Source organism: Tepidicaulis sp., assembly GCF_965222285.1.
Taxonomy (GTDB): domain Bacteria; phylum Pseudomonadota; class Alphaproteobacteria; order Parvibaculales; family Parvibaculaceae; genus Tepidicaulis.
In genome coordinates, this window is the sequence record NZ_OZ244942.1 from 3,080,099 (window position 1) to 3,104,700 (window position 24,602).

Sequence of the window (24,602 nt, forward strand, 5' to 3'; positions counted from 1 at the left end):
GGCCACAAACCCGTGAACATTAACGGAACATTCATTGACGCCAGGGGTCCGGCTTCCTAGCTTATAGGGCCCTGCGGGAGCGCCCGCGCAAGGAGAGTGAAATGGGTGAACGCCCGGCCATTGCAGAGGAAATCTGGAACCTGAAATACCGGTTCCGCAGCCCGGATGAAAACCCCCAAGACGGCAGGGGCGATGCCTCTGTGCGCGATAGCTGGGCCCGGGTCGCCTCCGCCCTGGCGCTGGCCGAACCCCATGACCGGGTGGGCTGGGCGGCGCGCTTCTATCAGGCGATGGAGGATTACAAGTTCCTGCCCGCCGGGCGCATTCTGGCAGGCGCGGGCACCGGGCGCGACGTCACGCTTTTCAACTGCTTCGTCATGGGCACCATTCCGGACACGATGGCGGGCATCTTCGAAAATCTGAAGGAAGCCGCGCTGACCATGCAGCAGGGCGGCGGCATCGGCTATGACTTCTCGGTGCTGCGCCCGAAAGGCGCACCGGTCAAAGGCGTGGGCGCGGATGCCTCCGGTCCCTTGAGTTTCATGGATGTGTGGGACGCGATGTGCCGCACCATCATGTCGGCGGGCGCGCGGCGCGGCGCGATGATGGCGACGATGCGCTGCGACCATCCGGACATCGAAGATTTCATCGACGCGAAACGCGAAGCGGGGCGGCTGACGAATTTCAATCTCTCCGTCCTCGTCACCGATGCCTTCATGCAGGCGGTGGAAGAAGACGGCGATTGGCAGCTCATTTTCGAAGGCAAGGTCTTCAAGACCTTGCGCGCCCGCGCGCTCTGGAACCACATCACCGCATCGACCTACGCCTATGCCGAACCCGGCGTGATCTTCATCGACCGCATCAATGCCCGCAACAACCTGCATTATTGCGAAAGCATTCAGGCGACGAACCCCTGCGGCGAGCAGCCCCTGCCGCCTTACGGGGCCTGCCTTCTCGGTTCGCTCAACCTTGCCGCTCTCGTCAAACATCCCTTCGGCGCCGAAGCCCATATCGATGAAGACGAGCTTGCCGATCTCGTCCATGTCGCCGTGCGGATGATGGACAATGTGATCGACGTCTCGCGCTTTCCCCTGCCCGAGCAGGAACATGAGGCCAAAGCCAAGCGCCGCATCGGCCTTGGCGTGACGGGCCTTGCCGATGCGCTGTTGATGTGCGGCGCGCGCTACGGGGCGCCGGAAAGCCTGACGCTCATTCACCGCTGGATGAGCCGGCTGCAACACGCCGCTTATGCCGCCTCCGTGGAGCTTGCCAAGGAAAAGGGGCCCTTCCCGCTTTTCGAGAAGGAACCCTATCTCGCAGGGGAAACCATCAAGGCATTGCCCCAGCACCTTCAGGATGCGATTGCGCATCACGGCATCCGCAACGCGCTTTTGACCTCCATCGCCCCCACCGGCACAATCTCGCTTTTCGCGGGCAATGTCTCAAGCGGTATCGAACCGATTTTCGCGCCGAGCTACCGGCGCAAGGTGCGCCTTGCCGATGGCAGCACGCGCGAGGAAGAGGTGGTGGATTACGCCCTTGCCGAATACCGCGCCCTTCACGGCGCGGACGCGCCGCTGCCCGAGGCCTTCACCACCGCGCAGGACCTGACCCCGGACGCCCATATCGCCGTGCAGGCCGCCGTGCAGCCTTATATCGACAGCTCGATCTCCAAAACGATCAATTGCCCCGCCGATATAAGCTTCGAGGCGTTCAAGGATATTTACACCAGCGCTTATAAAGCGGGCCTGAAAGGCTGCACCACCTACCGCCCGAGCGAGGTGCGCGGCTCCGTGCTCTCGATCTCACCTGCCGAAAGCCCGGCGGAAGAAGAAAGCGGCGCGCCCGTTTTCGAAGTGAAAGACGGCGTCGTTTATATGTCCAAACCGCTCGAGCGCGATGCGGTGCTGCCCGGCTATACCTACAAGCTGCAATGGCCCGAAAGCGATCACGCCATTTACATCACGCTGAACGACATCATTCAGGACAAGCGCCGCCGCCCCTTCGAGATTTTCATCAACTCGAAGAACATGGAGCACTATGCCTGGACCGTGGCGCTGACGCGGATGATCTCCGCCGTCTTCCGGCGCGGCGGAGATGTCACTTTCGTGGTCGAGGAACTAAAAGCCGTGTTCGATCCGCGCGGCGGCTCCTGGATGAACGGGCGCTATGTGCCCTCGCTTCTGGCCGCCATCGGCGAGACGATCGAGCGGCACATGATCGATATCGGTTTTATCGCCAAGCAAGACGGCAAACCGCTCAGCGAGGGCAAATTGCTCGAAGGGGCGGTGGTAACGGGGATGAAAGGCTGCCCGCGCTGCGGTGAACGCGGGCTGGTGCGACAGGAAGGCTGCGATACCTGCACCTCCTGCGGCTATTCGAAATGCAGCTAAGGGCAAAGGATAAAAACAACCATGCGCGGCGCCATCCATCATCTCGACCTGACCGTTAAAGACCCCGCCATTTCCGCTCCCTTTTACGATGCCGTTCTGGGCTTCATGGGCTATGCCCGCGTCGATGAAGACGCCGACAGCGTCGATTGGGCGGCGCATCCCGCAGGCGCTTATCTCTCCATCGGTATTTTGCGCGCCGAAGCGAAAAGCGCGGGCCAGAAACACAATCGCTACGCCCCCGGCCTTCATCACGTCGCCTGGCATGCGCAAAGCCGGGAAGATGTGGACAGGCTCCATACGCTGCTGAAAGAAATCGGCGCGGAAATTCTGGATGCCCCCGCCGCCTATCCCGAATACGGCCCGGATTATTACGCCGTCTTTTTCGCCGATCCCGACGGGCTGAAACTCGAATTCGTCTACGAACCTTACGCTGCCTGATGCCCCTTCAAATCACCAACCGCCGGGCCCGCAATCTGCTTCTCGACTTGCAGGGCCTGACGCGCAAACCCGCCGCGCCGCTTCCCAAAAAAGAGCTGCGCGCCCTGATCGGCAAGCTCGGTTATCTGCAGCTTGATTCGGTCAATGCCGTCGAGCGCGCCCATCACATGATGCTTTTCTCGCGCGCGGAAAAATACAAACGCGAGGATTTGCACACGCTCCATGAAAGCGACAAGGCGCTTTTCGAGCATTGGACCCATGATGCCTGCCTTATCCCCATCGAGTTTTATCCCTATTGGCAGGAACGCTTCAAAGCGGCCCGGCAGAAACTGAAACAAGGGGCCTGGAAAACACGGCTCGGCCCGCATGGCCCTAAAATCATCAAAAACGTCAAACAGCGGATCGAGAAAGAAGGCCCGCTCATGGCCCGTGACTTTGAAGACAAAGGCGCGGGCGGCTGGTGGGGCTGGGGGCCGTCCAAAACCGCGCTGGAAATTCTCTGGCGCACCGGCGATCTTGCCATCTCCAAGCGCGAGGGCTTTCAGAAAGTCTATGACCTGGCGGAACGTGTTATCCCCGACGATCACCGCACCCATACCCCAAGCGCGGCGGAAATCCGCGACTGGAAATGCCGCGAGGCCCTGAAACGGCTGGGCACGGCCACGCAGGGGGAAATCGCCGCTTTCTGGGAAAGCCTGCCGCCGGCGGAAGTCAAAAAATGGCTGGCGGAAAACGCGCGCGAGCTATGCGAGGTGGAAATCACCGGCGCGGACGGAACGAAACGCGCCGCCATGGCCTTCAAGGATATCGAGGAGCGTCTGGAGCCCCCCGCCCCGCCCACGCGCCTGCGCTTTCTCAGCCCCTTCGACCCCGTGCTTCGGGACCGGAAAAGAGCCGAGCGCATTTTCGGCTTCGATTACCGCCTTGAGATCTTCGTCCCCGAAAAGAAGCGCCAATATGGCTATTACGTTCTGCCCATTTTGGAAGGGGCGCGTTTCACCGGCCGCGCGGACATGAAAGTTCACCGCAAGGAAGGCGTGCTGGAAGTAAAGGGTCTCTGGCTCGAGCCCGGCATCAAATGGACAAGCGCCCGCGAGGAAGCCTTCCGCAAGGCGCTGGCGCGGCTCGCCAAGTTTTCGGGCGCAGAGACGATCAAGACAGACGCTGCAATACGGCGTGCCATAAAGCTTCAAGATGGGCGTCCCTGATCCCGATCTCGCGCAGATGTGTGAGCGTGCCGAAAAGATAATCGGGATTGGCCCCGGACTGACCTTTCCCTTCCGCAATAAGGCGGACCTGATCGTCGAAAGCAAGCTTGCCGGCATATTGCAGATGCGCACGGTCGACGATGAAGCAAAGCGCGGCCACCTTCTCGCCCGTTTCCAGAAGCCGCACGGGGCGCATCACATCGAGATAGACGCTCGTGACCTGCTCACGCTCCTGCAAGTAAGCATAGACCTCGGCGGCTTTTTCACCGGCCACGCGGAAGGCCGCGCCCCGGCATGCGCCGCCCCTGTCGAGGCCGAAGACAAGACCCGGTTTTTCCGGCGTGCCGCGATGGACATGGGAGAAAACGCAGAACTCCCGGTGATAGCCGTAAAGGCGCGCATCGCGCCGTTCCACGAAATCGAAACCCGGCCGCCACATCAGCGAGCCATATCCAAATACCCAGAGATCCTGCATGATACCTCTTACTTGCTCCGCCAGACCCTAGCGGGCAGACTTGAGGGCAGCAATAAAAGCCGGACCGATTCATAAATGGCAAAAAGCGCCGACACAGCCCCCCGTTTCCCCTGGAAAATCGCCGCCCCCTTCGGCGCGCTCGCGCTGATCGCAGGGGCCTATAGCGTTTTCTGGTTCACGCTTGCGGGCAATCTGGAAGAAGAACTGCTCACCTATAAAGGCCGCGTGCAGGAGAGCGGCTTGAAAGCCGATTGGCGCACCCATGAGATGCACGGCTTTCCCTACCGCATGGGCGTGACACTGAAAGAGGCAACGCTGACCCGCGACCGCGGCAAGACCGCCTGGACGCTCGCCCTGCCGGAAATCAGCGCCCAGATGCTCTCCTATAGGCCCGGCCATTTCATCGTCGATGTCAAAGGCGAGCAGGATTTGACGCTGAACGGCCCCGAAGGCGAGCGGCGCTTCATCTCGAAAGCCGAAACGCTATGGGGCAGCTATGTCGCACGCAAGGAGGGCATCGGGCGGCTCGCCGTCGAGGTGAAAGACTGGACGGCCTCGGGCCTCAGCGAGGACAGCGGCACCTTCATCGGCTCGGCAAGCGCGGGCAGCTTGCAGCTTCACACCCGCCCGGCGCCAGACCCTGAGGCCACCGAAGAAGATGCGCCGCCGCTGCCCCGCACCTACGACCTGGCGCTCAAAGCCACGGACATCGCCTGGGATTTCGGCCCCGTCACGGGCTGGCTCGAGCCGGAAATCGCGCTCATCGAAGCCCAGATGCGCGGCTATGAAGTGCCGGAGCGTCTGCCCGCCGATCTCGATACCGGCGCGCGCGCCTGGGCGGCTTCGGGCGGACACATCGCCATTTCCGATCTCCAGCTTCTCTGGGGACCTATCGACATGAAGGGCCAGGGCGAGCTGACGCTCGATGCCAAAGGTCGCCCGAGCGGGCGCATCGAGGCCAGCTTCGGCAAGGTGGAAGATCTGATTGCCCGGCTCGTTGAAACCGGCATCGTGAAGAAAGAAAGCGCGCCTGTCATCTTTGCCGGCGCCGGTATCATCTCCGCCCTGCAAGGCAAACCGCAGGACGGGCGCATGCATCTGCCGCTTGCCTTCCATGAAGGCGTGGTGTTTCTGGGGCCCGTCTCGATAGGGCGCCTGGAGCCGCTTTATTAAGCCGCCTTATTTCTTGGAAACGGATTTCGCGTGGGTGGGGTTGCGCCCGAAATTCGGCGCATCCGTGTCCTGGCCCGCATCGATGATGGAGCGGCGCACCGCGCGCGTGCGGGTGAAAAGATCGAACAGCATGTCCCCGTCGCCCCAGCGGATCGCCCGCTGCAGCGCGGCGAGGTCCTCGGAAAAGCGGCCCAGCATTTCCAGCACCGCTTCCTTGTTATTGAGGAAAACATCGCGCCACATGGTGGGGTCCGAGGCGGCAAGGCGTGTGAAATCGCGAAAGCCGCTTGCGGCATATTTGATCACTTCGGACTGCGTGACCTTTTCCAGATCCGTCGCCGTGCCCACGATGTTATAGGCGATGAGATGCGGCAAATGGCTGACGATGGCAAAGACGAGATCGTGATGCTTGGACTCCATCACATCGACATTCGAGCCGCACCCTTCCCAGAACGCGGTCAGCGCTTTGATGGCCTCCGCCTCCGTGCCCGGCACCGGCGTGAGAATGCACCAGCGATTGTCGAAAAGCTCGGCAAAGCCCGCATCGGGCCCAGATTCTTCCGTCCCGGCAATCGGGTGACCGGGAATGAAATGCACGCCCTCCGGCACATAGGGGCCGACATCGCGCACCACGGCGGTTTTCACCGAACCCACATCGGTCAGGATCGCGCCTTTCTTCAAGGCAGGTTCGATTTCCTTCGCGGAAGGCCCGAGCGCGCCCACCGGCACGCAGAGAATGACGAGATCGGCATCTTTCGCCGCTTCCGAAGCGCTCTCATGAGCACTGTCGATGAACCCGATTTCAAGCGCCCGCGCGCGTGTCTCTTTCGAGCGGGCAAAACCGGCAATATGCCCGGCAAGCCCCGCGCGTTTGACCGCATGGCCGATGGAGCCGCCGATAAGCCCGAGCCCGATCAGCGCGATGCGTCCGAAAAGAGGTTCGCTCTTGCTCATGCCTTCCCCAAAAACTCTTTCAATGCGGCCACGACCTTCAGATTGGCTTCTTCCGTGCTCACTGTCAGGCGCAGATAATCCGGCAGCCCGTAGGAAGCAATCTGCCGGAGGATCAGCCCTTTCGAGCAGAGAAATTCATCCGCCTCCGCCGCGCTCTTGCCCGTTTCCGTCGGAAAGCGGAAAGAAATGAAATTCGTCACGCTGGGCACGACCTCTAGCCCGAGCGCGGAAATTTCCTCGCTCAACCAGGCACGCCATTTCTCATTATGAGCGACAGCTTTTGCCGTGTGCTCTTTATCCTCGATCGCGGCAATACCTGCTTTCATCGCCGGGACATTGACGTTGAAAGGCCCGCGAATGCGGTTCAGCACATCCGCAACGCTTGCCGGGCAATAGGCCCAGCCGAGCCGGATCGCGGCCAGGCCATAGACCTTCGAGAAAGTGCGCGTCATCACCACATTGTCATGGGTCGCAACCAGCTCGATCCCGGATTCATAATCGTTACTGCGCACATATTCGGCATAGGCAGCATCGAGCACGAGAAGCACATCCTCCCGCAATCCCTCGCGCAGGCGCTTGATCTCGGAGAAAGAAAGATAGGTGCCCGTCGGGTTGTTGGGATTGGCGAGAAAAACGATCCGCGTCTTTTCGTTTTGCGCCGCCAGAATGGCATCCACGTCCGCGGTGAGGTTCTTTTCCGGCACCTGCACGATCTCTCCGCCCGCCGCTTTCGTGACGATGGGGTAGATCAGAAAGCCGTGCCGGGTCGCAATCGCTTCATCGCCGGGTCCGATATAGGCCTGGGCCAGGAGGTGCAGCAATTCGTCCGAACCCGCCCCGCAGACGATGCGCTCCGGATCGAGGCCGTAAACGCCGGCAATGGCCTTGCGTAGCTCCAGCGCGCCGCCATCGGGATAGCGCTCCATGGCGCTGAGCGCTTCCATCGCCGCCTCGCGCGCCTTGGGGCTCGGCCCAAGCGGGGTTTCATTTGCCGACAGTTTGTACTGCTTGAGCGTGCCTTCCACTTTCTCGCGCCCGCCCACATAAGGGGCGATATCGAGAATGCCGGACCGGGGCCGAACGGGGCTCATTCCTTACTCTCCTTTTTCAAGACAGCCGGCAAGGCGCACGGGATCGGCATGTCCGCCGATCAGCTGCACCCCGTCGATGCCGTCCCGGTTATAGAGAGTTTCAAGGCGCCCGTCCCCGGCACTGATGAAACCGGTGAGACCAATCAACGCAAAATATTGCCCGTTTTGTTCTGTGCGCAGATAGACGCTGCCCGTCAGGCCCGCTTCTTCGAGCAAGGTTTCCACCGCGCCCGCACTCACCGCTTCGGAAAAGCTCAACACGGCGAGGCTCGTATCGGCGCCCGTTTCCTCGAAATCGGCCTGCGCCACCGCATAGGCTTCCGGCATCATGCCGGGCTCGGTGAGGAACGGCAGGCAGGCAACGACGCGCACCGGCGCCGTGTCGCCCCGCCCCAGCATCGCCCACCAAGCATCGCTGCCCGGCTCGGGCGCGGGCAGAATGCCGATCACCGAACGCTCTTTGGAGACCCGGCGCAAAACGTCCATCGCCTCCTCGCGCAGGTTCATCGGCGTGAAAGAACCGTAATAGCCGCGCGCCAGATCCCAGAGGCGCAGCGGATCGCTGCCGCCGAAAACTTCCACCCGGAGCGGACCCTGCAGGCGGATTTTCGCCGACATGATTTCCCGCCAAAGCCGGAAGACGACGGCCAGCGGCAACGGGCCTTCATGGCGCGCGGCAAGGGCGCGCAGCACTTCCGCTTCCCGGCCCGGCCGGAAGGCGATGAAACTGCCCTCGCCCGCATCACTCGCGGCTTGCGCCTTGGCTTCGGCCACCTGCCGCACGAGCTCGGTGCGCTCCATCAGCAAGTCGTGCATCTGCGCGTCGATCGCATCGATCTCGCGGCGCACATCGCTGAGCGGTTTGACCTCGCCTCTATCCTGATCCGCCATGCCTGCTTCCCGCCTTGCGGGCCTTCCTCAGGGCGCTTGCGCGGGGTTTTTCGCCCCCTGCGGCCCTTGTCCCAGCCTCTGCAAAATGAGCGGTATTCATAAGGACGAACACGGCTAAAATCAAAGAAAACATTGACATTTCAGCCACCCCTGCCCCATCTAACGAGCTTATTCAAGCTGCCCTTTGCCTGCCGGTCAAAAGTCGCAGGCCGGGCAAGACGGCCCGGAAATCCGGGGCCGGACCTGAATTCAGGCAAAAAGCAGAGCTGAGAACCGCCCATGTCCGCAGCCGCGGGAGCACATACCGGCGCCACGCCGCAAGAACCGCCCCTTGAAGCGCCCGAAGCGCGCCTCGAGACGGTGACGTTCGGCCCGGACAAACCGCTCCGGCTGGATTCGGGTGAGAATCTGAGCCCGGTAACGCTGGCCTATAACACCTATGGCGAGCTCAATGCCGACAAGTCCAACGCCATTCTGATCTGCCACGCGCTGACCGGCGACCAGCATGTCGCCAATCCTCATCCGCAAACCGGCAAACCGGGCTGGTGGCTGCGCATGGTCGGGCCAGGCCGGCCCATCGACACGGACCGCTATTTCGTCATCTGCCCGAACGTGATCGGCGGCTGCCTCGGCTCCTCCGGCCCGGCCAGTATCGACCCGGCAACCGGTAAGCCCTACGGGCTTTCCTTCCCGGTCATCACCATTGCCGACATGGTGCGCGCGCAGGCCATGCTGCTCGACCATCTGGGCATCGAGACGCTATTCTGCGCCATTGGAGGCTCCATGGGCGGCATGCAGGTGCTCGAATGGGCAAGCGCCTATCCCGAACGCGTCTTCAGCGCCATTCCACTGGCAACGGCGGCGCGCCATTCGGCCCAGAACATCGCCTTTCACGAGGTGGGACGGCAGGCCATCATGGCCGACCCCGATTGGCATGGCGGCAATTACCACGATCATGACACGCGCCCGCGCAAGGGGCTTTCCGTTGCGCGCATGGCCGCGCATATCACCTACCTTTCCGAGGGCGCGCTCTTCCGCAAATTCGACCGCAATCTGCAGGACCGCGACACGCTGACCTATGATTTCGGCGCGCCGGATTTTCAGATCGAAAGCTATCTGCGCCATCAGGGCCTGACTTTCGTCGACCGTTTCGATGCGAACTCCTATCTCTACATCACCCGGGCGATGGATTATTTCGATCTCGCCGCGCCCCATGGCGGCGTGCTCGCCAACGCCTTCAAGGGAACGAAGACACGTTTCTGCGTCGTTTCCTTTACGAGCGACTGGCACTATCCGACCGTCTATAACAAACAGATCGTGCATGCGCTCATCGCCGCGGGCGCCAATGTCAGCTTCGTTGAAATCGAAAGCGACAAGGGCCATGACGCCTTCCTTCTGGACGAGCCGGTGATGAACGAAACATTGTCCGGCTTCATCGCTTCTGCGGCGCGTCAGCGCGGCCTGGCCTGAAGGTAAAGGGAAGCAGGCCATGGCGTTGGACACGAGCAATCAACCCCGTATCGACCTTATCGCCGTCGCCGACCTGGTGCGCGAGGGCGCGCGCGTGCTCGATGTAGGCTGCGGGGAAGGCGAGCTTCTGGAGCTTTTGCGCGAGCGCAAGAACGTGGATGGGCGCGGCGTGGAACTGAGCCAGGCGGGCGTTAATGCCTGCGTCGCGCGCGGCCTTTCTGTCGTGCAAGGGGACGCGGACCGCGATCTTGGGGATTACCCCGACGACAGTTTCGATTACGTCATTCTCAGCCAGACCATTCAGGCAACGCGCAACCCGCGTGAAGTGCTGGGACAGATGAAACGGATCGGGCGGCGGGTCGTCGTCTCCTTCCCGAATTTCGGCCATTGGAAAATCCGCTTGCAGCTTCTTCTCTCAGGCCGCATGCCGGTCACCCGCACGCTGGCGGATGAATGGTACGACACGCCCAATATTCACCTTTGCACGGTGCGCGACTTTCTCGATCTCTGCGAGGCGGAGAACCTTGCCATCGAAAAGGCGCTGATGCTGGCAGGCGACACGAGCTGGACCGAGCATAATCCCGGCACCCGCGCCAATTTGCGCGCCGAGCAAGCGGTCTTCCTGCTTTACCGGAAATAAGAAGCGCCTTACGTCACCACGGCTTCGGCATCACGCTCGCCCGTGCGGATACGCACGGCCTGCTCCAGATCGAGCACGAAAATCTTGCCGTCGCCGATCTTGCCGGTTTTCGCCGCCTTGCCGATCGTTTCCACCACCTTGTCGGCGATGTCATCGCCCACAGCGATGTCGAAGCGGACTTTCGGCACCAGCGTGACCTGATATTCCGCGCCGCGGTAAATCTCGGTCTGACCTTTCTGCCGCCCATGACCTTTGACTTCCGTCACCGTCATGCCCGACACGCCGATGGCGCTCAGTGCATCCATCACGGCATTCGTCATGGCAGGTTTCACGATGGCCACTACAAGTTTCATGTCGGTCTCCTGCGTCTTTTTCAAACGTCAATCATTGGACGAAGCGGATGCGCGCGGCACCGCCACGGGCCGCAAGCCCGGCAATACGGCCCGCGCGGATGCGCGGCGTACCGGCACCGGTGTGCCTGCATAAAACTGTTTGGCCGCTTCCACAAGCATGACCCCGGCAAGGCGCTGGCCGAAGACCCGCCCGCCCCGCTCGAAAGCCGAGGACCAACGCAAAAGCGGGCGCCAATCGAAAGGCAAAAAGAACAGCGCCGTCGACCAGTCGGTCGGGCTGAACATCGCATCGCGCAGGAGCCGGATAAGCTGGCCTCGGGTAAACGGGCGCCCATGGCCGAACGGCGTCGTCTCCCGCCGCGCCCAGATGCCCCGCCGGTTCGGCACGACGATAAGCAGCCGCCCGCCGGGTTTGAGCACCCGCCAGGCCTGGCGCAGCATGGTGCCGAGCGGCTCGGAACTTTCCACCGTGTGAACAAGCAGCAGCCGGTCGATACTGTCATCGGGCAGCGGCCAATCGGTCTCTTCGACCAGCGCGGTGCGGCTGGGCCCTTCCTTCGGCCAATAGATTACCCCTTGCTGGGCGGGCATCAGCCCGAGCACGCGCTCGGCTTCATCCAGAAAGAGCCGCAGATAAGGCGTGGCATAGCCGAAGCCCGCCACATCCATGCCATGCAAATCCGGCCAGATTTCACGGATGCGCCGCCCCAAATGACGGCGGGTCATCCGCCCGAGGGGGCGGGCATAAAAATCCCTGAGATCGGCCACATCCATATGCATGGGCGAAAGCCTAGCAGAAACGGCGAAAAGGCGGAGGGGCTTTCTGCGTCCCGTCTTCCTTATTTCACGGCGGACGCGCCGGTTCAAATCCCGCCCCCAACGCGCTAGGCTGCCCGGAGCAAACATTCAGCCAGTGGTGGTCCTCATGTCCAAGCTTATCGTTCACCAGTTCCCGTGCCTCTCCGATAATTACGGCTACCTGCTGCACGACCCGGAGACGGGCGCGACCGCCGCCATCGACACGCCGGAAGTCGCTCCGATCCTGAAAGCACTGGAAGAGAAGGGCTGGACGCTCACCCATATCCTCAACACCCATCACCATTTCGATCATGCGGGCGGCAATCTGGAACTGAAAGAAAAGACCGGCTGCACGATCATCGGCCCGAAGGGCGAAGCGCAGCGCATTCCCGGCATCGACACCGCGCTGGGCGACGGGGACACCTGCCCCTTCGGCAGCCGCGAGGCTAAGGTGCTGGAAGTGGGCGGGCACACGCTCGGCCATATCGCTTATTATTTTCCGCAAGACGGCATTGCCTTTGTGGGCGACGCGCTCTTCGCGCTGGGCTGCGGGCGCATCTTCGAGGGCACGGCGGAGCAGATGTGGACGTCGCTGCAAAAGCTGATGGGTCTGCCGGATGAGACGGTGGTGTACTGCGCCCATGAATATACGCAGGCCAATGCCCGCTTTGCCGCAACCATCGAGCCTGCGAACAAAGCCCTGCAGGAGCGTATCCGCGAGATCGACGCGAAACGCGCGGAAGGCAAACCCACCGTGCCGACCACCATCGGCCTTGAAAAAGCGACCAACCCGTTTTTGCGGCCGATGAGCGAGGATGTGCAGAAAACACTGAACCTTGTCGGCGCGCCGCTAGTCGATGTCTTCGCCGAAACCCGCGCCCGCAAGGACAGTTTCTAAGCGAGCAGGAGAAATAAGCGGCTGAGAAGGGGAACTCATGCTGTCATCGGAAGAAATCATCCTGCTGCTCGGCCTCGAGCCGCATCCGGAAGGCGGGCACTTCAAGGAAGTCTTCCGCGATGAGGGAGATGCCGGCGCGCGGGCCCATTCCACCGCGATTTATTATCTCCTGCGCAAAGGCGAGCGCTCCCATTGGCATAAGGTGGACGCTACCGAAATCTGGCACTGGTATGCAGGCGCCCCGCTCCGACTTTGCGTTGCCAAGGAGGAGGCGAAACCTGCCTCTGAATTCCTGCTCGGCAACGACCTTGTCCATGGCGAACGCCCGCAGCATGTGGTGCCCGCTCACGCCTGGCAGGCGGCGGAAAGCTGCGGCGAGTGGACGCTGGTCGGCTGCACCGTCGCGCCCGGTTTCGACTTTGCCGGCTTCGAGCTTGCCGCCAAAGACTGGGCGCCGGGCCAATGAACCGCGCCATCACCGCGCTTCTGGCCGCCTTTGGCGCCGCGCTTTTGGCGAGCCTGCCCGCTTATGCGCAAACACCCTGTCCCGGCGCGGGCGCGCAGAATGTGCTCGGCCCCGCCCGTATTATCGAAGTGGACACGCAAGGCGGCGGCGCTTACGGCACGCTGCAATATGCCCGCAGCCTCGATCTCGGTGAGAAGGAAATTCTCTTCACCTTCGATGACGGGCCGGACCCGGAGGTCACGCCGCAAATTCTCGACACGCTGGACCGGCACTGCCTCAAGGCAACGTTCTTCTTCACCGGCCTGCGCGCCGAGCGCTATCCGGAACTCGTGCGCGAGGCCTGGCGGCGCGGCCACACGATCGCAACCCACACCTATTCCCACCCCAACAATCTGCGCCGCTTCGCCCCATCTTATGCGCGCGCTCAGATCACCCGCGGCCAGGAGGCGATTGCCGCCGCCCTGCAAGGAGCCGAAGACACGAAAGAGGCAGAGCTCGCCCCCTTCTTCCGCTTTCCGGGCCTGAATGACAGCGCGCGGTTAAAGTCCTGGCTTGCGGCGCAAGACATCGCGGTCTTTTCCTGCGATTTCGGCAGTGACGATTGGCGGCGGATTTCCGCCTGGAGCGTTTATAAGCGCACCATGCGCAACGCCTCATACGTTGGCCGGGGCATCGTCATCATGCATGACACCAAAGCGCGCACGGCCACGGCCCTGCCGATGATCCTGGACGAGCTTGTAAAACGCGGTTTCACCGCCGCTCATATGCGCCCGAAAAAGAGCTCCGAAACTTTGGCCGGACTGCCGGAGGGGACGCTGCGCCCCGAGCAGCCCTAATTCTTGCGGCGGAAACAGCGATTGACTAACGTTTGCCCATGAAAAAAGAACGCCGCAGCATGAGTGACGTGAGCCGCCGCAAGGCACTGCAATGGGGTACCGCCGCTGCCGCGAGCGCGCTTGTCATGCCCGCCCTTGTGCACGCCGATGCGCCTTACAAGCGCACCCTGAAAATGCAGAGCCTCAATTCCGGCGAAAAGCTCACCATCACCTATTGGGCGGACGGCGCTTACCTCAAAGATGCCCTGCCCCGCATCAACTGGTTCATGCGCGATCTGCGCGCCCATGAAAGTTTTGAGATGGACGTGCGCCTGCTCGATCTTCTGTGGGAGATCGACCGGCACACGCGCTCGCGCAACCCGCTTTACACGATGTCGGGCTACCGCTCGCCGGAAACCAACGCCATGCTGGCGGCCACGAGCGAAGGCGTCGATGAAGCAAGTTTCCATATGCGCGGCATGGCGATGGACCTGACGCAGGATTTCCGCGATCCCGAAGCGCTTTTTCTCGTAGCGAAAAAATTGGGGCGCGGCGGCGCGGGCTTTTATCCCACCAAACGCCCCTTCGTGCATGTGGATGTCGGCCCGAAAGACCTTTGGCGCTGGCCGGAAAAACCGCGGGAGGGGCGCGCCGCGGACTTTGACCGCAGCGATGCGGAAACGGCAGCCAAGGCAAAAGGCTAATTTCCTCACGGACTTATCATCTTGCAACGCACAAAAAGCTTGCGCATTGCAACAGGCCCTTGCGACAATTCGCCAAACCTAGAGAAACATGAAGACTAAAACGGAGCTGCAATGCAGCTACCGGCAAGGTGAACTGGGGGTCAGGTGGCACAGCAGGACGATACGGACAAAGACGTCATCAAAATCAAGAAATACGCGAACCGCCGTCTCTACAACACGGCGACGAGTTCCTATGTGACGCTCGAGGATCTGGCACAGATGGTGCGCGACGGTGAGGAATTCATCGTGCATGACGCCAAGACCGGCGACGACATTACCCGCTCCGTCCTTACACAGATCATTTTCGAGCTGGAGGCGAAAGGCCAGAACCTTCTGCCCATCAAGTTCCTCCGGCATCTGATTACGCTTTACGGCGACAGCCTGCAGAGCTTCGTTCCCTCTTATCTCGATATGTCGATGGATACGTTCTCGCGCGAGCAGGACCGTATGCGCGAGCGCTTCACCGATGCCTTTGGCGGGCCGGAGCGCATGAACCAGTGGGAAGAACAGATCCGCCGCAACATGTCGCTTTTCGAAGACACATTCATGCGCATGTTCGCCCCCTTTGCCGGGGCCGGGCGCAGCAGCGGCGGCGATTATAGGAGCGAGTACCGGCCCGCGCCGCGACAAGCCGCGGAGACGGCCCCGCCGCCAGAGACGGCAAAACCGGAAAAAACCGGCGAGGAAAAAGCCGAACTCGATGAGCTCAAGAAGCAGATGGCGGAAATGCAGTCCATGCTGAAGAAGCTCGCCGAGAAGGACTGACCCGCCCAAAGCGTTTCATTTCGGCACAGAACGATCCACAGCATTAAGATTTAGACCCGCCAACCCTCAAAATTCAGCGATTTTGTATTAAAGCTGAACGGAAAATCTGGCCGCACTCTTGCGGCTGGATTACCATGACGAGGGTAACGCACATAACGCAGAGCGCCTTTCCCGCCTTACCGGCGCGGAGACGTGAGGCGCGCGCAACAGGACGTGCTGAGGATAAGCCGGTGGAGATTCTTGCACCACGCCGCCCGGCCAGCCGAGGAAGAAACGCCCCGCTCGCACAGCGCCGGGCGAACCGTCCTTCCGCGCCCTTTCTTGCCCAATATGTCGATCAGCACTCGCCCCGCCCGCTCAGCCAGGAAGAGGCGGCCCGCAAACAGGCAAATGCCGGCAGTGCTTATCGCAGCGCCGAAGAGCTCTCGCCCTATCCCGTCAGCATTCGCCTGAAAGACCTTTAATTTCCCGGGAACCGGCTTAATAGCCGACCGCCGCGCCGTCCTTGCGCGGGTCGGAGCCGCCCATCATCGTGCCGCGCGCATGATCGATGAAAATCGCCTGCCCGCCGCCATGGGGCAGGAAAGCCTCGGACAGCTTGTGGCCGCGCGCCTCGAGCCCTTTACGGGTTTCCGCCGAAAGCCCCTTTTCGATATCGAGCGCCTCTGCACCGGGGAAAGCGCGCGGGCTGTCCAGCGCTTCCTGCACGTCCATGCCGTAATCGAGCATGTTCGTGACGACATGGGCATGACCCACGGCCTGATAGGCCCCGCCCATCACGCCGAACGGCATCACCGTCTTACCCTTCTCGCTCATCATCGCCGGAATGATCGTGTGCAAGGGCCGCTTGCCGCCGGCAACGCAGTTCAAATGCCCCTCTTCCATGACAAAGCCCGATCCCCGGTTCTGGAACATGACGCCGGAACCCGGCGCGAGAATGCCCGAGCCGAAACCGAAGAACAGCGAATTGATAAAGGAGACCGCATTAAGGTCCTTATCGACCACGGTCAGATAGATCGTCTCGCGGTTCAGTGGATCGCGCAGCGTGCTGAGATCGGAAATGCGGCTCTTCGCATCAATCCGCGCGGCAAGCTCACCCGCAAGCCCATCCGACAGGAGCCGGTCCACCGGCACTTCGCCGAAATCGGGATCGGCGACATATTTATCGCGCATATCATAGGCAAGGCGCGCCGCTTCCATTTCATAATGGAAGCGCTCGGCCCCATGCGGATCGAGCCTGCCCATATCGAGCCGTGAGAAAATATTCAGCATCAACAGCGCGGTGATGCCCTGCCCGTTCGGCGGGATCTCATGGATCTCGCGGCCCCGGTACGACGTTTTGATGGGCGTGACATATTCGGGCGCGTTTTCCGCGAAATCTTCCAACTCGTGAAATCCGCCGAGCGCCTGCAGCTTGGCGACCATGTCTTCGGCAACCGGCCCCTTGTAAAACCCGTCCCGGCCTTCTCTCGCGATCCGGCGCAGCGTTTCGGCGAGCACCGGCAGACGGAACTTATCGCCTGCCTGCGGGCCCTTGCCGTCTATCAGCAGCTGGCGCGGCGCATCTGCATCATGAGCCAAATGCCCTTCCAGGAACTGCCATTCCATGGCAATGCGCGGGGCAACAGCAAAACCTTCTTCGGCATAGGCAATGGCCGGCTCCAAAAGGCGGCCAAGCTCCATCGTGCCATGATCTTCCACAAGCCGCGCCCAGGCATCCACTGCCCCTGGAATGGTGACGGAGTGAACGCTGTTAAGCGAAAGCTGCTCGACACCCTTGGCGCGCAGCTTTTCAAAAGAAAGGGATTTCGGCGCGCGGCCCGAGCCGTTCAGCCCGATAATCTCCCCGCCGCCTTTTTTGGAAAGAAGCGCGAAACAGTCCCCGCCGATCCCGGTATTGTAAGGCTCGATCACGCAGAGCACGGCGGAGGCGGCAATCGCCGCATCGACCGCATTGCCCCCTTGGCGCAAGATCGCAATCGCCGCTTCCGCCGCCAAAGGCTGCGAGGTGGCGCAGAGACCGTTCACGGCATAGACCGGCGAGCGGCCCGGGAAATGCAGATCGCGCATGACTTACTCCTTGCGGGACAGATCGAGAATAAGGGCTTTCAAATCGACGATGGCGCGTTCGATACGCGTCATGCGCCCGCCAAGCTCCTCGAGCTTTTCCATTACCGCGCCCATATCGCCTTCTTCGGGCGCTTCTTGCGGAAGCGGCGTCGACACGCCCGCCCTGTCGGCGATCTCGGCGGCAGGCACGGCAAAGAACTTGGCAAGCTGAGCCACTTCCTGCGGCATCAGCTCGCGCTGATCTTTCCAGATTTCGGCTACCTGAGAAGGGGTCAGGTCAAGCGCGGCGGCCACGTCCATCTGGTTTTTGCCAAGCGCGCGCAAGCGCGTGTTGAACCAGTCCTGATCGAAGAAAAGCGCCACCCTTGCACCCTGTCTTATGCCGCCTTAGCGGCCTTTGAATTGCGGCGCACGTTTTTCCAGAAAACTTGCCACACCTTCCCGGTGATCCTCGCTCTGGAAGAGCGTGCCGAGCGTTTGCGACACCCAGCCGCCGATCTCACGCAGCTCGCCATACGCCGTGCGCCGAAGTCCTTCCTTCATATAGCGCAAGGCAAGCGGCGCGTTAACCGCCATACGCGCAGCCAGCGCCCGCGCCTCGCTCAAAAGCGCGTCATGGGGCACGGTGCGCAGCACGAGGCCGATCCGCTCCGCCTCGCCCGCATCGATGACATCGCCGGTGAAAAGCAGTTCCGCCGCCTTTTGCGGGCCGACCAGCGCGGGCAGACGCCACAGCCCGCCCACATCGGAGATAAGCCCGCGCTTGATGAAAATTTCCCCGAAGGCGGCCTTTTCAGAGGCGATACGCATATCGGCAAAAAGCGCGAGCTCCATGCCCCAGCCGACGGCCGGGCCGTTGACGGCGGCGATGACGGGCTTTTCGCATTCAAGCGCGGCGACGGCGGCAGGCGTCGGCTCGGGCCGCACCGCGGTCAGCCGGGCGACGCTTTTTTCTTTCTGCTCGCCCGTCATCATTTCCTTCACATCCTCGCCGGAACAAAAGGCGGGATCGGCGCCCGTCACGATGAGGCAGCGCGCCGCCTCATCCTGACTTGCAAAGCGGAAGCCGGCTTCCACCTCATCATAGGCGCGCCGGTTGAGCGCATTGCGCCGCTCCGGCCGGTCGATGGTGAGCGTTGCGATATGATCTGCCACCTCATAGCGCACGCACTCAAAGTCCTTCGGGTGAATTTTGTAAGACGCCATCTCTCCTCCCCTGATCTTCGCGCCCGCGCCGAGCTTAGTTGCCTGCCAGCGCATCCGCGCTTGCATCGCCGAGCTTCGAGCCGCCATCGCAATCGATGATCGTGCCGGTGATGTAAGCGCCATTGTCCGAGGAAAGGAAAAGCGCCGTCTCCGCGATATCCGTCTTCGTGCCGTAATCGCGCAGCGCGAGACGCGATTTCACCGCCTCTTCCATTTCAGGCGTCGGTGCAAGACGCGCCATGCCTTCGGTATCGGCAATGGGGCCGGGCGAGATCGCATTGACGCGCACGCCGGCCGGGCCCCATTCCATGGCAAGGCATTTGGTGAGCATGTTGATGCCCGCTTTCGCCGCGCAGACATGCGACTGGAACATCATCGCGTTCACCGCCTGAGGCGCGGTGATGGAAATGAGCGAGGCGCCTGGCCGGTTCAAATGCTCGAAGGAGGCGCGCAATACATTGAACGTGCCGATGAGATCGATATCGACGACGGTTTTGAAACCGTTGGAGGACATGCCGAGCGCGGGCGCCACGAAATTACCCGCCGCCCCGGACACAACGATATCGATCTTGCCGAACTGTTTGACCGTTTCCTCATAGGCTTTGGCAACGCTGTCGAAATCGCGCACATCCGCTGCCATGCCGATCGCCTCATGCCCCTTGTCGGTCATGGTCTTGGCGGCGGCGACAATTTTCTCGTGACTGCGCGAGATAACGGCGACTTTCGCCCCATGCTCGGCGAAATGCTGCGCAATGCCGAGATTGATGCCGCTTGAGGCGCCCGCGATGAAGGCGACTTTGCCTTCAAGCGCCTTTTCCTTGATGATGCTGGCCATGTGTCTCTCCCCGTTTTGAGCTGCTGTTTTTTGAAATCTATAGGCACTAAACCGGGCAAGAAGCGCTCTTGCAAGCCGCCATGATGTTCCCGGCCCGCTTGACGCAAGGGGGCGCAGGGGAATGCCCGGTTCGTAGCCAGGTTCCCAGTTGGGTTCATCGCGGCTTTCGGCCATACTCTCCCCGCCAACAGTTCCACATCCAAGGCCGGCTTCCATGAAGAGTCTCAAATCAGCCATCGTGCTTCTCGCGCTTCTTATTCTTCTGGCCGGCATCGCCTATTGGTGGGCGGGCAAAGATTTAAAAGAGCTGAGCGGGGCCGAACGCGCACAGCTGAAGGCGGACGGGCTTGCCCATGATTTTGCGCCCTTGAGCGAGGGCACCGTGCATTACCGCCTGGAAGGGCCGGAAGGCGCGCCTACCATCCTCCTCGTGCATGGCTTTTCCGTGCCCTCTTTCGTCTGGGATGCGCATTTTGCACCGCTGACCGAGGCGGGTTACCGGGTCCTTGCCTTCGACAATTACGGGCGCGGCTTTTCCGACCGCCCGGACGGGCCCTATGACGCCGCGCGCACGGACCGCCTCATCACCGATCTTCTCGCGCATCTGAACATCGCAGGCAAAATCCATCTCGCCGGCTATTCCATGGGCGGAGCGGCCGCCGGGCTTTTCACCGCCCGTCACCCGGAGCGTGTGCGCAGCCTCACCCTCATCGCGCCTGCAGGGGTGGAAGCCGTCGAACCTTCCGGCGCAGTGAACCTTCTGCGCGCGCCGCTCGTCGGCGATTGGATCGGCCGCGTTTTCGGCAAGGAAATTTTCTATAATAGGCTCGCGGAAGAAGAGAAAATCCGCGAAGGCGGCGAGGCCTTCACCGCCCGCTTTGCCAAACAGATGGAATATCGCGGCTACACGAATGCGCTGATTTCCACCATGCGCCATTACCCGATGCTGGACGGCGCGCCGGGCGCTTTCCGCAGTGTGGGTGAAAGCGGCGTGCCGGTGCTCGCCATCTGGGGCGAAAAGGACGAGGTAGTGCCCTTCGCGCATTCTGCCGCGCTCACCCGCCTTGCCCCGCAGACAAAGCTGATTTCGTTCCCGCAGCTGGATCACTCCCTGACCTATAGCGCACCGGAAAAAGTAACCCCGCTCATTCTGGAGCATATCCGCGCCCATCACGTCGCGCTCAGCCCCGGCGGCATCGGCGCCAAACCGCGCGGCCCCGCCGCACGGATGGAAGCGCGCGAATGCGACTGTCATGTGCCCGCCGCCGGTCCGCAAAGCCCGGCGCTGCCTGCCAAGGACGGATAAAACCGGACCGCTTGCCGCGCGCCGCGAAGACGCCTAGAACCGGGAAACTGGAAGAAAGAGGCCTGTGCGCCCATCTATGCGGGGCATAGAGGTTTCAAGGCAAAGCACCGTGATCAAGGACATCAGCGACAAAGGCGTGATTTTTGAGGAGCTGGGCTGGGTGGACCCGCTGGCGCTTTTCGCGCCGCTTGGCCATGAGCCTTTCGCGCTTTTCCTCGACAGCGCCACCGCCGGGCCGGGCCGTGACGCCGCACTACATGGCCGCTGGAGCTTCATTGCCGCCGATCCCGTCTGCACGCTGAAAGCGGAGCCGGAAGGCAGAGCCTTGCTGGACGGGTCGCCCAGCAATGAACCCGTCTTCGATCTCATCGCCCGTCTCCTTTCCCGCCACCGGCTTGAAAAAGAAGACCTGCCGGAAGCCGCCCGCGCCATTCCCTTTACCGGCGGGCTCGCCGGGACGATCGGCTATGAAATGGCACGCGCGCTTGAAACCTTACCTGCGCTTTCAAAAGACCCGCTGCCTGCCCTCGCCCTCGGCCTTTATGACGTGGTGCTTGCCTTCGATCATCAGACCCGAAAGCTCTTTCTCATTTCGACCGGGCTTGGCGAGGAAAAGCCGCCCGCCCGCGCCGCGCGGGCCGAAGCGCGCGCCGCCAAATGGCGCGCCCGCATCGCGCTCAATCCCGCACTTACTCCCTTGCACTGGCCGCTCAGCCCGCAGCCTGCCCATTCCGTCAGAGCGCTCAAAACACCGGATACCTATAAAGCCGATATCGCCAAGGTCATCGCCTATATCCATGCCGGTGATATTTTTCAGGCCAATCTCAGCCAGCGCTTCGAAAGCGATCTGACGCCCGACGAAACGCCCTTCCTCCTTTACCGGCGCCTGCGCGCCCATTCGCCCGCCCCCTTTGCCGGATTCTTCAATCTGGAAGAAGGCGCGCTGCTTTCTTCTTCCCCTGAACGTTTTCTTTCCTCGGACGGCAAAACCGCGCAGACGAAACCCATCAAAGGCACACGTCCGCGCGGGGTAACTGCGAAAGAAGACGCCGCCCTTGCCGCCGAACTTCAGGCAAGCGGCAAGGACCGGGCGGAAAACGTCATGATCGTCGATCTGATGCGCAATGATTTTTCTCGCGTCTGCAAAGACGGCAGTGTGCGCGTGCCCGCGCTCTGCACGCTGGAAAGCTACGCGAATGTCCACCATCTCGTCTCGACCGTGGAAGGCGAGCTTTGCGAGGGAAAAACCGCGCTCGATCTTCTGATGGCGGCTTTTCCCGGCGGCTCGATCACTGGCGCCCCCAAAATCCGCGCCATGGAAGTAATCGCGGAACTCGAGCAAAACCCCCGCGGCATCTATTGCGGCAGCTTCGGCTATCTCGGCCTTGACGGTCGCATGGACATGAATATTTCCATCCGCACCATGAGCATTGCGGGTGGCAAGGCACGTTTCAATGCAGGCGGCGGTATCGTGGCCGATTCCGATCCGCAGGAGGAATATGAAGAAAGCCTTGCCAAGGCGAGCGCCATGCGCGCCGCCCTGCTCGGTATCCGCCCGGAAGAACGCACAAAAGAGCGCGGAGGAGCAAAGCGGCGCTCATGATCCTGCTCATCGACAATTACGACAGCTTCGTTCACAACCTTGCCCGCTATGTAGGCGAGCTTGGCTATGAGCGCCGCGTGCTGCGCAATGATGCGGTGACAATTGCCGAGATCGAAGCGATGCGCCCGGACGCCCTTATCCTATCGCCCGGCCCCTGCACGCCGGATGAAGCGGGCATTTGCCTCGAGGCGGTCAGGCGCCTTGCCCCGCAGCTTCCCATTCTCGGCATCTGCCTTGGCCATCAATGCATCGCGCAGGCATTCGGCGGCATTGTGCGCCGCGCCGCGCCGCGCCATGGACGCGCCTCACCCATCCGTCACAATGGCGCGTTAGTCTTTGCCGGCCTGCCCAATCCTTTTGAAGCGGCGCGCTACCATTCCCTCGCCGTCGATCTGCCGGAAGGGGGAGTGTTGCAAGAAACCGCCCGCGCCGAAGACGATGGAGAAATCATGGCCCTTGCCCATGAAAGCCTGCCCGTAACGGGCCTGCAGTTTCACCCCGAATCGGTGCTCACCCCGCTCGGCCACAAGCTGCTCGCCAATTTCTTTGCTGCTTCAGGCCTCAACCCATCGAAAGCACCGAGCCTGCGTCACGAGGAGCTTGCCCCATGACGGTCTGGCTCAACGGCGCGCTCACCGGCTCCGGCATGCCGGTCATCGAACCCTCGGACCGGGGTTTTCTGCTGGCCGACGGGCTCTTTGAAACCTTGCTGGCGCGCGAAGGCCGCCCGCTTTTCTTTGATGCGCATATGGACCGGCTGGAGCAGAGCGCCGAAGAGCTCGCCCTGTCCATCCCGGCGAGCCGCAAGAAAATCCGCAAAGGCATGAGCGCGCTTCTTGCCGCCAACAAATTGGATGAAGGCGAGGCGAGCCTGCGCCTCACTCTGACGCGGGGGCCGGGCGCGCGCGGCATCGCCTTGCCGGAAGACCCGCATCCCACCTTGCTCATTACCGCCGCCCCGCTCGGCAAGGCGCCCGATACCGTAACGGCCATCACCGCCGCCATCCGGCGCAACGAAACCTCCCCCGCCACGCGCATGAAGACCCTCGCCTATCTCGACAATATTCTGGCGCGGCGCGAGGCGAATGCAAAAGGCGCGGGCGAAGCGCTGATGCTGAATACGAAAGGCCGGCTTGCCTGCGGCACGATCGGTAATCTCTTTCTCTGGAAGGGTGCGGCGCTTTTCACGCCCGCTCTGGATGAAGGCGTTCTTCCGGGCATTACCCGCGCGCAAATCATCGCCCTTGCCGAAGAAGAAGGGCTCACCTGCCGCGAGGCCCCGCTCGAGGCTGATACCTTGCGCAGCTGCGACGGCGCATTTCTGACGAACTCACTCGCCGGCCTGCAGCGCATCAGAAAAGTCGACGGCGAGCCTGTGCCCGATCATGCCCTCACGAGCCAGCTCGAGGCGGCCTACAGGGCGCTTCTTGAAAAAGAAGCCGCACAGGAACTTCCCGGCGGCGAATGAAAACGGCGCCCCGCTGCCGGGACGCCGTCTGCAAACTTTTGAACGCAAAGGCTGTGCTTATTCGCCGACGGAAAAGTCGCGGCGCGCCGTCGTGATCGTGACGGTGAAGCCCGCCACCACATCCAGCAGCACCAGAAGCGTGATCAGGAAGAACGTCGAATTGCCGAAGGCCGGCAGTGCGATGAATTCGATCAGACAGACAAGCAGCACGATCAGCGAAAGCGCGTGATTGATGATCGAGGTCGTCCCGGTGCGCGTCGCGCTGACAAGTTCCAGAAACAAGAGAACCAGCCCGGCGGAAAGCAGCGCATCGCTGACAGCAACCCCCCAATTTGCGCCCGATATGAGCGCAACGGTGAACAGCTCGGCATCGAGGCTGGGTCCGGTCAGAAAAGCGATGATGTTATAGGCAATAACGATAATGGCCATAAGCGGCATCGAGCCCATATTTGTTCCCCCTTACAAATGGTCGGCCTCCAGGGCCAAAGTGTAGCAAGCAGTGCCCGTCAAGGCCATGTAAACTCAGGTCGTTGACAGATTTAC

The 24,602-nt window shown here is 61.8% G+C and carries 27 protein-coding genes; 16 read left to right on the forward strand and 11 right to left on the reverse strand.

Annotated features, from left to right (window positions below):
• The first annotated feature begins 101 nt into the window (after positions 1 to 101).
• From ACOQOT_RS14670 to ACOQOT_RS14680, 3 genes are read left to right on the forward strand one after another with little or no spacing between them, the layout of a single operon-like run.
• Positions 102 to 2,393: an adenosylcobalamin-dependent ribonucleoside-diphosphate reductase gene (locus ACOQOT_RS14670; protein ID WP_420559934.1), complete on the forward strand. Its 2,292-nt coding sequence runs from the start codon at positions 102 to 104 to the stop codon at positions 2,391 to 2,393.
• 21 nt (positions 2,394 to 2,414) lie between these two features.
• Positions 2,415 to 2,831, forward strand: a complete 417-nt coding sequence (locus ACOQOT_RS14675; protein WP_420559935.1) for a VOC family protein — start codon at positions 2,415 to 2,417, stop codon at positions 2,829 to 2,831.
• Complete coding sequence (locus ACOQOT_RS14680; protein WP_420559936.1) at positions 2,831 to 4,039, forward strand: winged helix-turn-helix domain-containing protein; 1,209 nt, start codon at positions 2,831 to 2,833, stop codon at positions 4,037 to 4,039. Before ACOQOT_RS14675 ends, ACOQOT_RS14680 begins: the two co-directional genes overlap by 1 nt.
• On the opposite strand, the gene ACOQOT_RS14685 is transcribed toward ACOQOT_RS14680, so the two are convergent.
• Positions 3,984 to 4,514, reverse strand: coding sequence for a gamma-glutamylcyclotransferase (locus ACOQOT_RS14685; RefSeq protein ID WP_420559937.1), 531 nt, complete (start codon positions 4,512 to 4,514; stop codon positions 3,984 to 3,986). The genes ACOQOT_RS14680 and ACOQOT_RS14685 overlap by 56 nt on opposite strands.
• Positions 4,515 to 4,589: 75 nt before the next feature.
• Between ACOQOT_RS14685 and ACOQOT_RS14690 the strand changes: the two genes are divergently transcribed.
• Entirely contained in the window at positions 4,590 to 5,687 is a 1,098-nt protein-coding gene (locus ACOQOT_RS14690) for a DUF2125 domain-containing protein (RefSeq protein WP_420559938.1), read from the forward strand.
• Positions 5,688 to 5,693: 6 nt separating this feature from the next.
• On the opposite strand, the gene ACOQOT_RS14695 is transcribed toward ACOQOT_RS14690, so the two are convergent.
• The 3 genes from ACOQOT_RS14695 to pheA are packed head-to-tail and all read right to left on the reverse strand — an operon-like array spanning position 5,694 to position 8,623.
• Positions 5,694 to 6,641, reverse strand: coding sequence for a prephenate/arogenate dehydrogenase family protein (locus ACOQOT_RS14695; protein WP_420559939.1), 948 nt, complete (start codon positions 6,639 to 6,641; stop codon positions 5,694 to 5,696).
• Positions 6,638 to 7,732: a histidinol-phosphate transaminase gene (gene hisC, locus ACOQOT_RS14700; protein WP_420559940.1), complete on the reverse strand. Its 1,095-nt coding sequence runs from the start codon at positions 7,730 to 7,732 to the stop codon at positions 6,638 to 6,640. The genes ACOQOT_RS14695 and hisC overlap by 4 nt, the downstream gene beginning before the upstream one ends.
• A 3-nt stretch (positions 7,733 to 7,735) precedes the next feature.
• The gene (gene pheA / locus ACOQOT_RS14705) at positions 7,736 to 8,623 is read right to left on the reverse strand and encodes a chorismate mutase (protein WP_420559941.1); all 888 of its coding nucleotides are present in this window, start codon (positions 8,621 to 8,623) and stop codon (positions 7,736 to 7,738) included.
• A 279-nt stretch (positions 8,624 to 8,902) separates the two neighbouring features.
• On the opposite strand from pheA, the gene metX reads away from it, so the two are divergent.
• Both metX and metW read left to right on the forward strand, forming a co-directional pair.
• Positions 8,903 to 10,093 (forward strand): homoserine O-acetyltransferase MetX, encoded by a 1,191-nt coding sequence (gene metX, locus ACOQOT_RS14710; RefSeq protein WP_420559942.1) that lies wholly within the window; start codon positions 8,903 to 8,905, stop codon positions 10,091 to 10,093.
• Between the two features lie 19 nt (positions 10,094 to 10,112).
• Positions 10,113 to 10,733, forward strand: coding sequence for a methionine biosynthesis protein MetW (metW, locus tag ACOQOT_RS14715; protein WP_420559943.1), 621 nt, complete (start codon positions 10,113 to 10,115; stop codon positions 10,731 to 10,733).
• A gap of 8 nt (positions 10,734 to 10,741) precedes the next feature.
• On the opposite strand, the gene ACOQOT_RS14720 is transcribed toward metW, so the two are convergent.
• Entirely contained in the window at positions 10,742 to 11,086 is a 345-nt protein-coding gene (locus ACOQOT_RS14720) for a P-II family nitrogen regulator (protein ID WP_420559944.1), read from the reverse strand.
• A 27-nt stretch (positions 11,087 to 11,113) separates the two neighbouring features.
• Complete coding sequence (locus ACOQOT_RS14725; protein ID WP_420559945.1) at positions 11,114 to 11,866, reverse strand: methyltransferase domain-containing protein; 753 nt, start codon at positions 11,864 to 11,866, stop codon at positions 11,114 to 11,116.
• A gap of 145 nt (positions 11,867 to 12,011) precedes the next feature.
• Here ACOQOT_RS14725 and gloB point away from each other — a divergent pair, with 145 nt between their 5' ends.
• The 6 genes from gloB (at position 12,012) to ACOQOT_RS14755 (ending at position 16,035) form a co-directional block, all read left to right on the forward strand.
• On the forward strand, positions 12,012 to 12,782 hold the full coding sequence (gloB, locus tag ACOQOT_RS14730) for a hydroxyacylglutathione hydrolase (RefSeq protein WP_420559946.1): 771 nt from the start codon (positions 12,012 to 12,014) through the stop codon (positions 12,780 to 12,782).
• 37 nt (positions 12,783 to 12,819) lie between these two features.
• The gene (locus tag ACOQOT_RS14735) at positions 12,820 to 13,248 is read left to right on the forward strand and encodes a cupin domain-containing protein (protein ID WP_420559947.1); all 429 of its coding nucleotides are present in this window, start codon (positions 12,820 to 12,822) and stop codon (positions 13,246 to 13,248) included.
• Positions 13,245 to 14,084 (forward strand): polysaccharide deacetylase family protein, encoded by an 840-nt coding sequence (locus ACOQOT_RS14740; RefSeq protein WP_420559948.1) that lies wholly within the window; start codon positions 13,245 to 13,247, stop codon positions 14,082 to 14,084. Before ACOQOT_RS14735 ends, ACOQOT_RS14740 begins: the two co-directional genes overlap by 4 nt.
• A 59-nt stretch (positions 14,085 to 14,143) precedes the next feature.
• Positions 14,144 to 14,767: a DUF882 domain-containing protein gene (locus ACOQOT_RS14745; protein WP_420559949.1), complete on the forward strand. Its 624-nt coding sequence runs from the start codon at positions 14,144 to 14,146 to the stop codon at positions 14,765 to 14,767.
• A gap of 144 nt (positions 14,768 to 14,911) precedes the next feature.
• On the forward strand, positions 14,912 to 15,571 hold the full coding sequence (phaR, locus tag ACOQOT_RS14750) for a polyhydroxyalkanoate synthesis repressor PhaR (RefSeq protein WP_420559950.1): 660 nt from the start codon (positions 14,912 to 14,914) through the stop codon (positions 15,569 to 15,571).
• Between the two features lie 230 nt (positions 15,572 to 15,801).
• Entirely contained in the window at positions 15,802 to 16,035 is a 234-nt protein-coding gene (locus ACOQOT_RS14755; RefSeq protein ID WP_420559951.1) for a hypothetical protein, read from the forward strand.
• A gap of 16 nt (positions 16,036 to 16,051) precedes the next feature.
• On the opposite strand, the gene ggt is transcribed toward ACOQOT_RS14755, so the two are convergent.
• The 4 genes from ggt to ACOQOT_RS14775 are packed head-to-tail and all read right to left on the reverse strand — an operon-like array spanning position 16,052 to position 19,682.
• Positions 16,052 to 17,641 carry a gamma-glutamyltransferase gene (gene ggt, locus ACOQOT_RS14760; RefSeq protein WP_420559952.1) on the reverse strand — a complete coding sequence of 530 codons (1,590 nt, stop codon included), beginning with the start codon at positions 17,639 to 17,641 and terminating at the stop codon, positions 16,052 to 16,054.
• 3 nt (positions 17,642 to 17,644) lie between these two features.
• Complete coding sequence (locus ACOQOT_RS14765; protein ID WP_420559953.1) at positions 17,645 to 18,004, reverse strand: helix-turn-helix domain-containing protein; 360 nt, start codon at positions 18,002 to 18,004, stop codon at positions 17,645 to 17,647.
• 24 nt (positions 18,005 to 18,028) lie between these two features.
• Positions 18,029 to 18,847 carry an enoyl-CoA hydratase/isomerase family protein gene (locus tag ACOQOT_RS14770; RefSeq protein ID WP_420559954.1) on the reverse strand — a complete coding sequence of 273 codons (819 nt, stop codon included), beginning with the start codon at positions 18,845 to 18,847 and terminating at the stop codon, positions 18,029 to 18,031.
• Between the two features lie 34 nt (positions 18,848 to 18,881).
• On the reverse strand, positions 18,882 to 19,682 hold the full coding sequence (locus tag ACOQOT_RS14775) for an SDR family oxidoreductase (RefSeq protein ID WP_420559955.1): 801 nt from the start codon (positions 19,680 to 19,682) through the stop codon (positions 18,882 to 18,884).
• A gap of 214 nt (positions 19,683 to 19,896) precedes the next feature.
• Between ACOQOT_RS14775 and ACOQOT_RS14780 the strand changes: the two genes are divergently transcribed.
• From ACOQOT_RS14780 to ACOQOT_RS14795, 4 genes are all read left to right on the forward strand, one after another.
• Positions 19,897 to 20,988 (forward strand): alpha/beta fold hydrolase, encoded by a 1,092-nt coding sequence (locus ACOQOT_RS14780; RefSeq protein ID WP_420559956.1) that lies wholly within the window; start codon positions 19,897 to 19,899, stop codon positions 20,986 to 20,988.
• A gap of 109 nt (positions 20,989 to 21,097) precedes the next feature.
• Positions 21,098 to 22,591 carry an aminodeoxychorismate synthase component I gene (pabB, locus tag ACOQOT_RS14785; protein ID WP_420559957.1) on the forward strand — a complete coding sequence of 498 codons (1,494 nt, stop codon included), beginning with the start codon at positions 21,098 to 21,100 and terminating at the stop codon, positions 22,589 to 22,591.
• On the forward strand, positions 22,588 to 23,202 hold the full coding sequence (locus ACOQOT_RS14790) for an anthranilate synthase component II (protein WP_420559958.1): 615 nt from the start codon (positions 22,588 to 22,590) through the stop codon (positions 23,200 to 23,202). Before pabB ends, ACOQOT_RS14790 begins: the two co-directional genes overlap by 4 nt.
• Positions 23,199 to 24,059, forward strand: coding sequence for an aminotransferase class IV (locus ACOQOT_RS14795; RefSeq protein WP_420559959.1), 861 nt, complete (start codon positions 23,199 to 23,201; stop codon positions 24,057 to 24,059). The genes ACOQOT_RS14790 and ACOQOT_RS14795 overlap by 4 nt, the downstream gene beginning before the upstream one ends.
• Positions 24,060 to 24,116: 57 nt before the next feature.
• Here ACOQOT_RS14795 and ACOQOT_RS14800 read toward each other — a convergent pair whose 3' ends face one another.
• The gene (locus tag ACOQOT_RS14800) at positions 24,117 to 24,506 is read right to left on the reverse strand and encodes a hypothetical protein (RefSeq protein WP_420559960.1); all 390 of its coding nucleotides are present in this window, start codon (positions 24,504 to 24,506) and stop codon (positions 24,117 to 24,119) included.
• Positions 24,507 to 24,602: the final 96 nt, after the last annotated feature.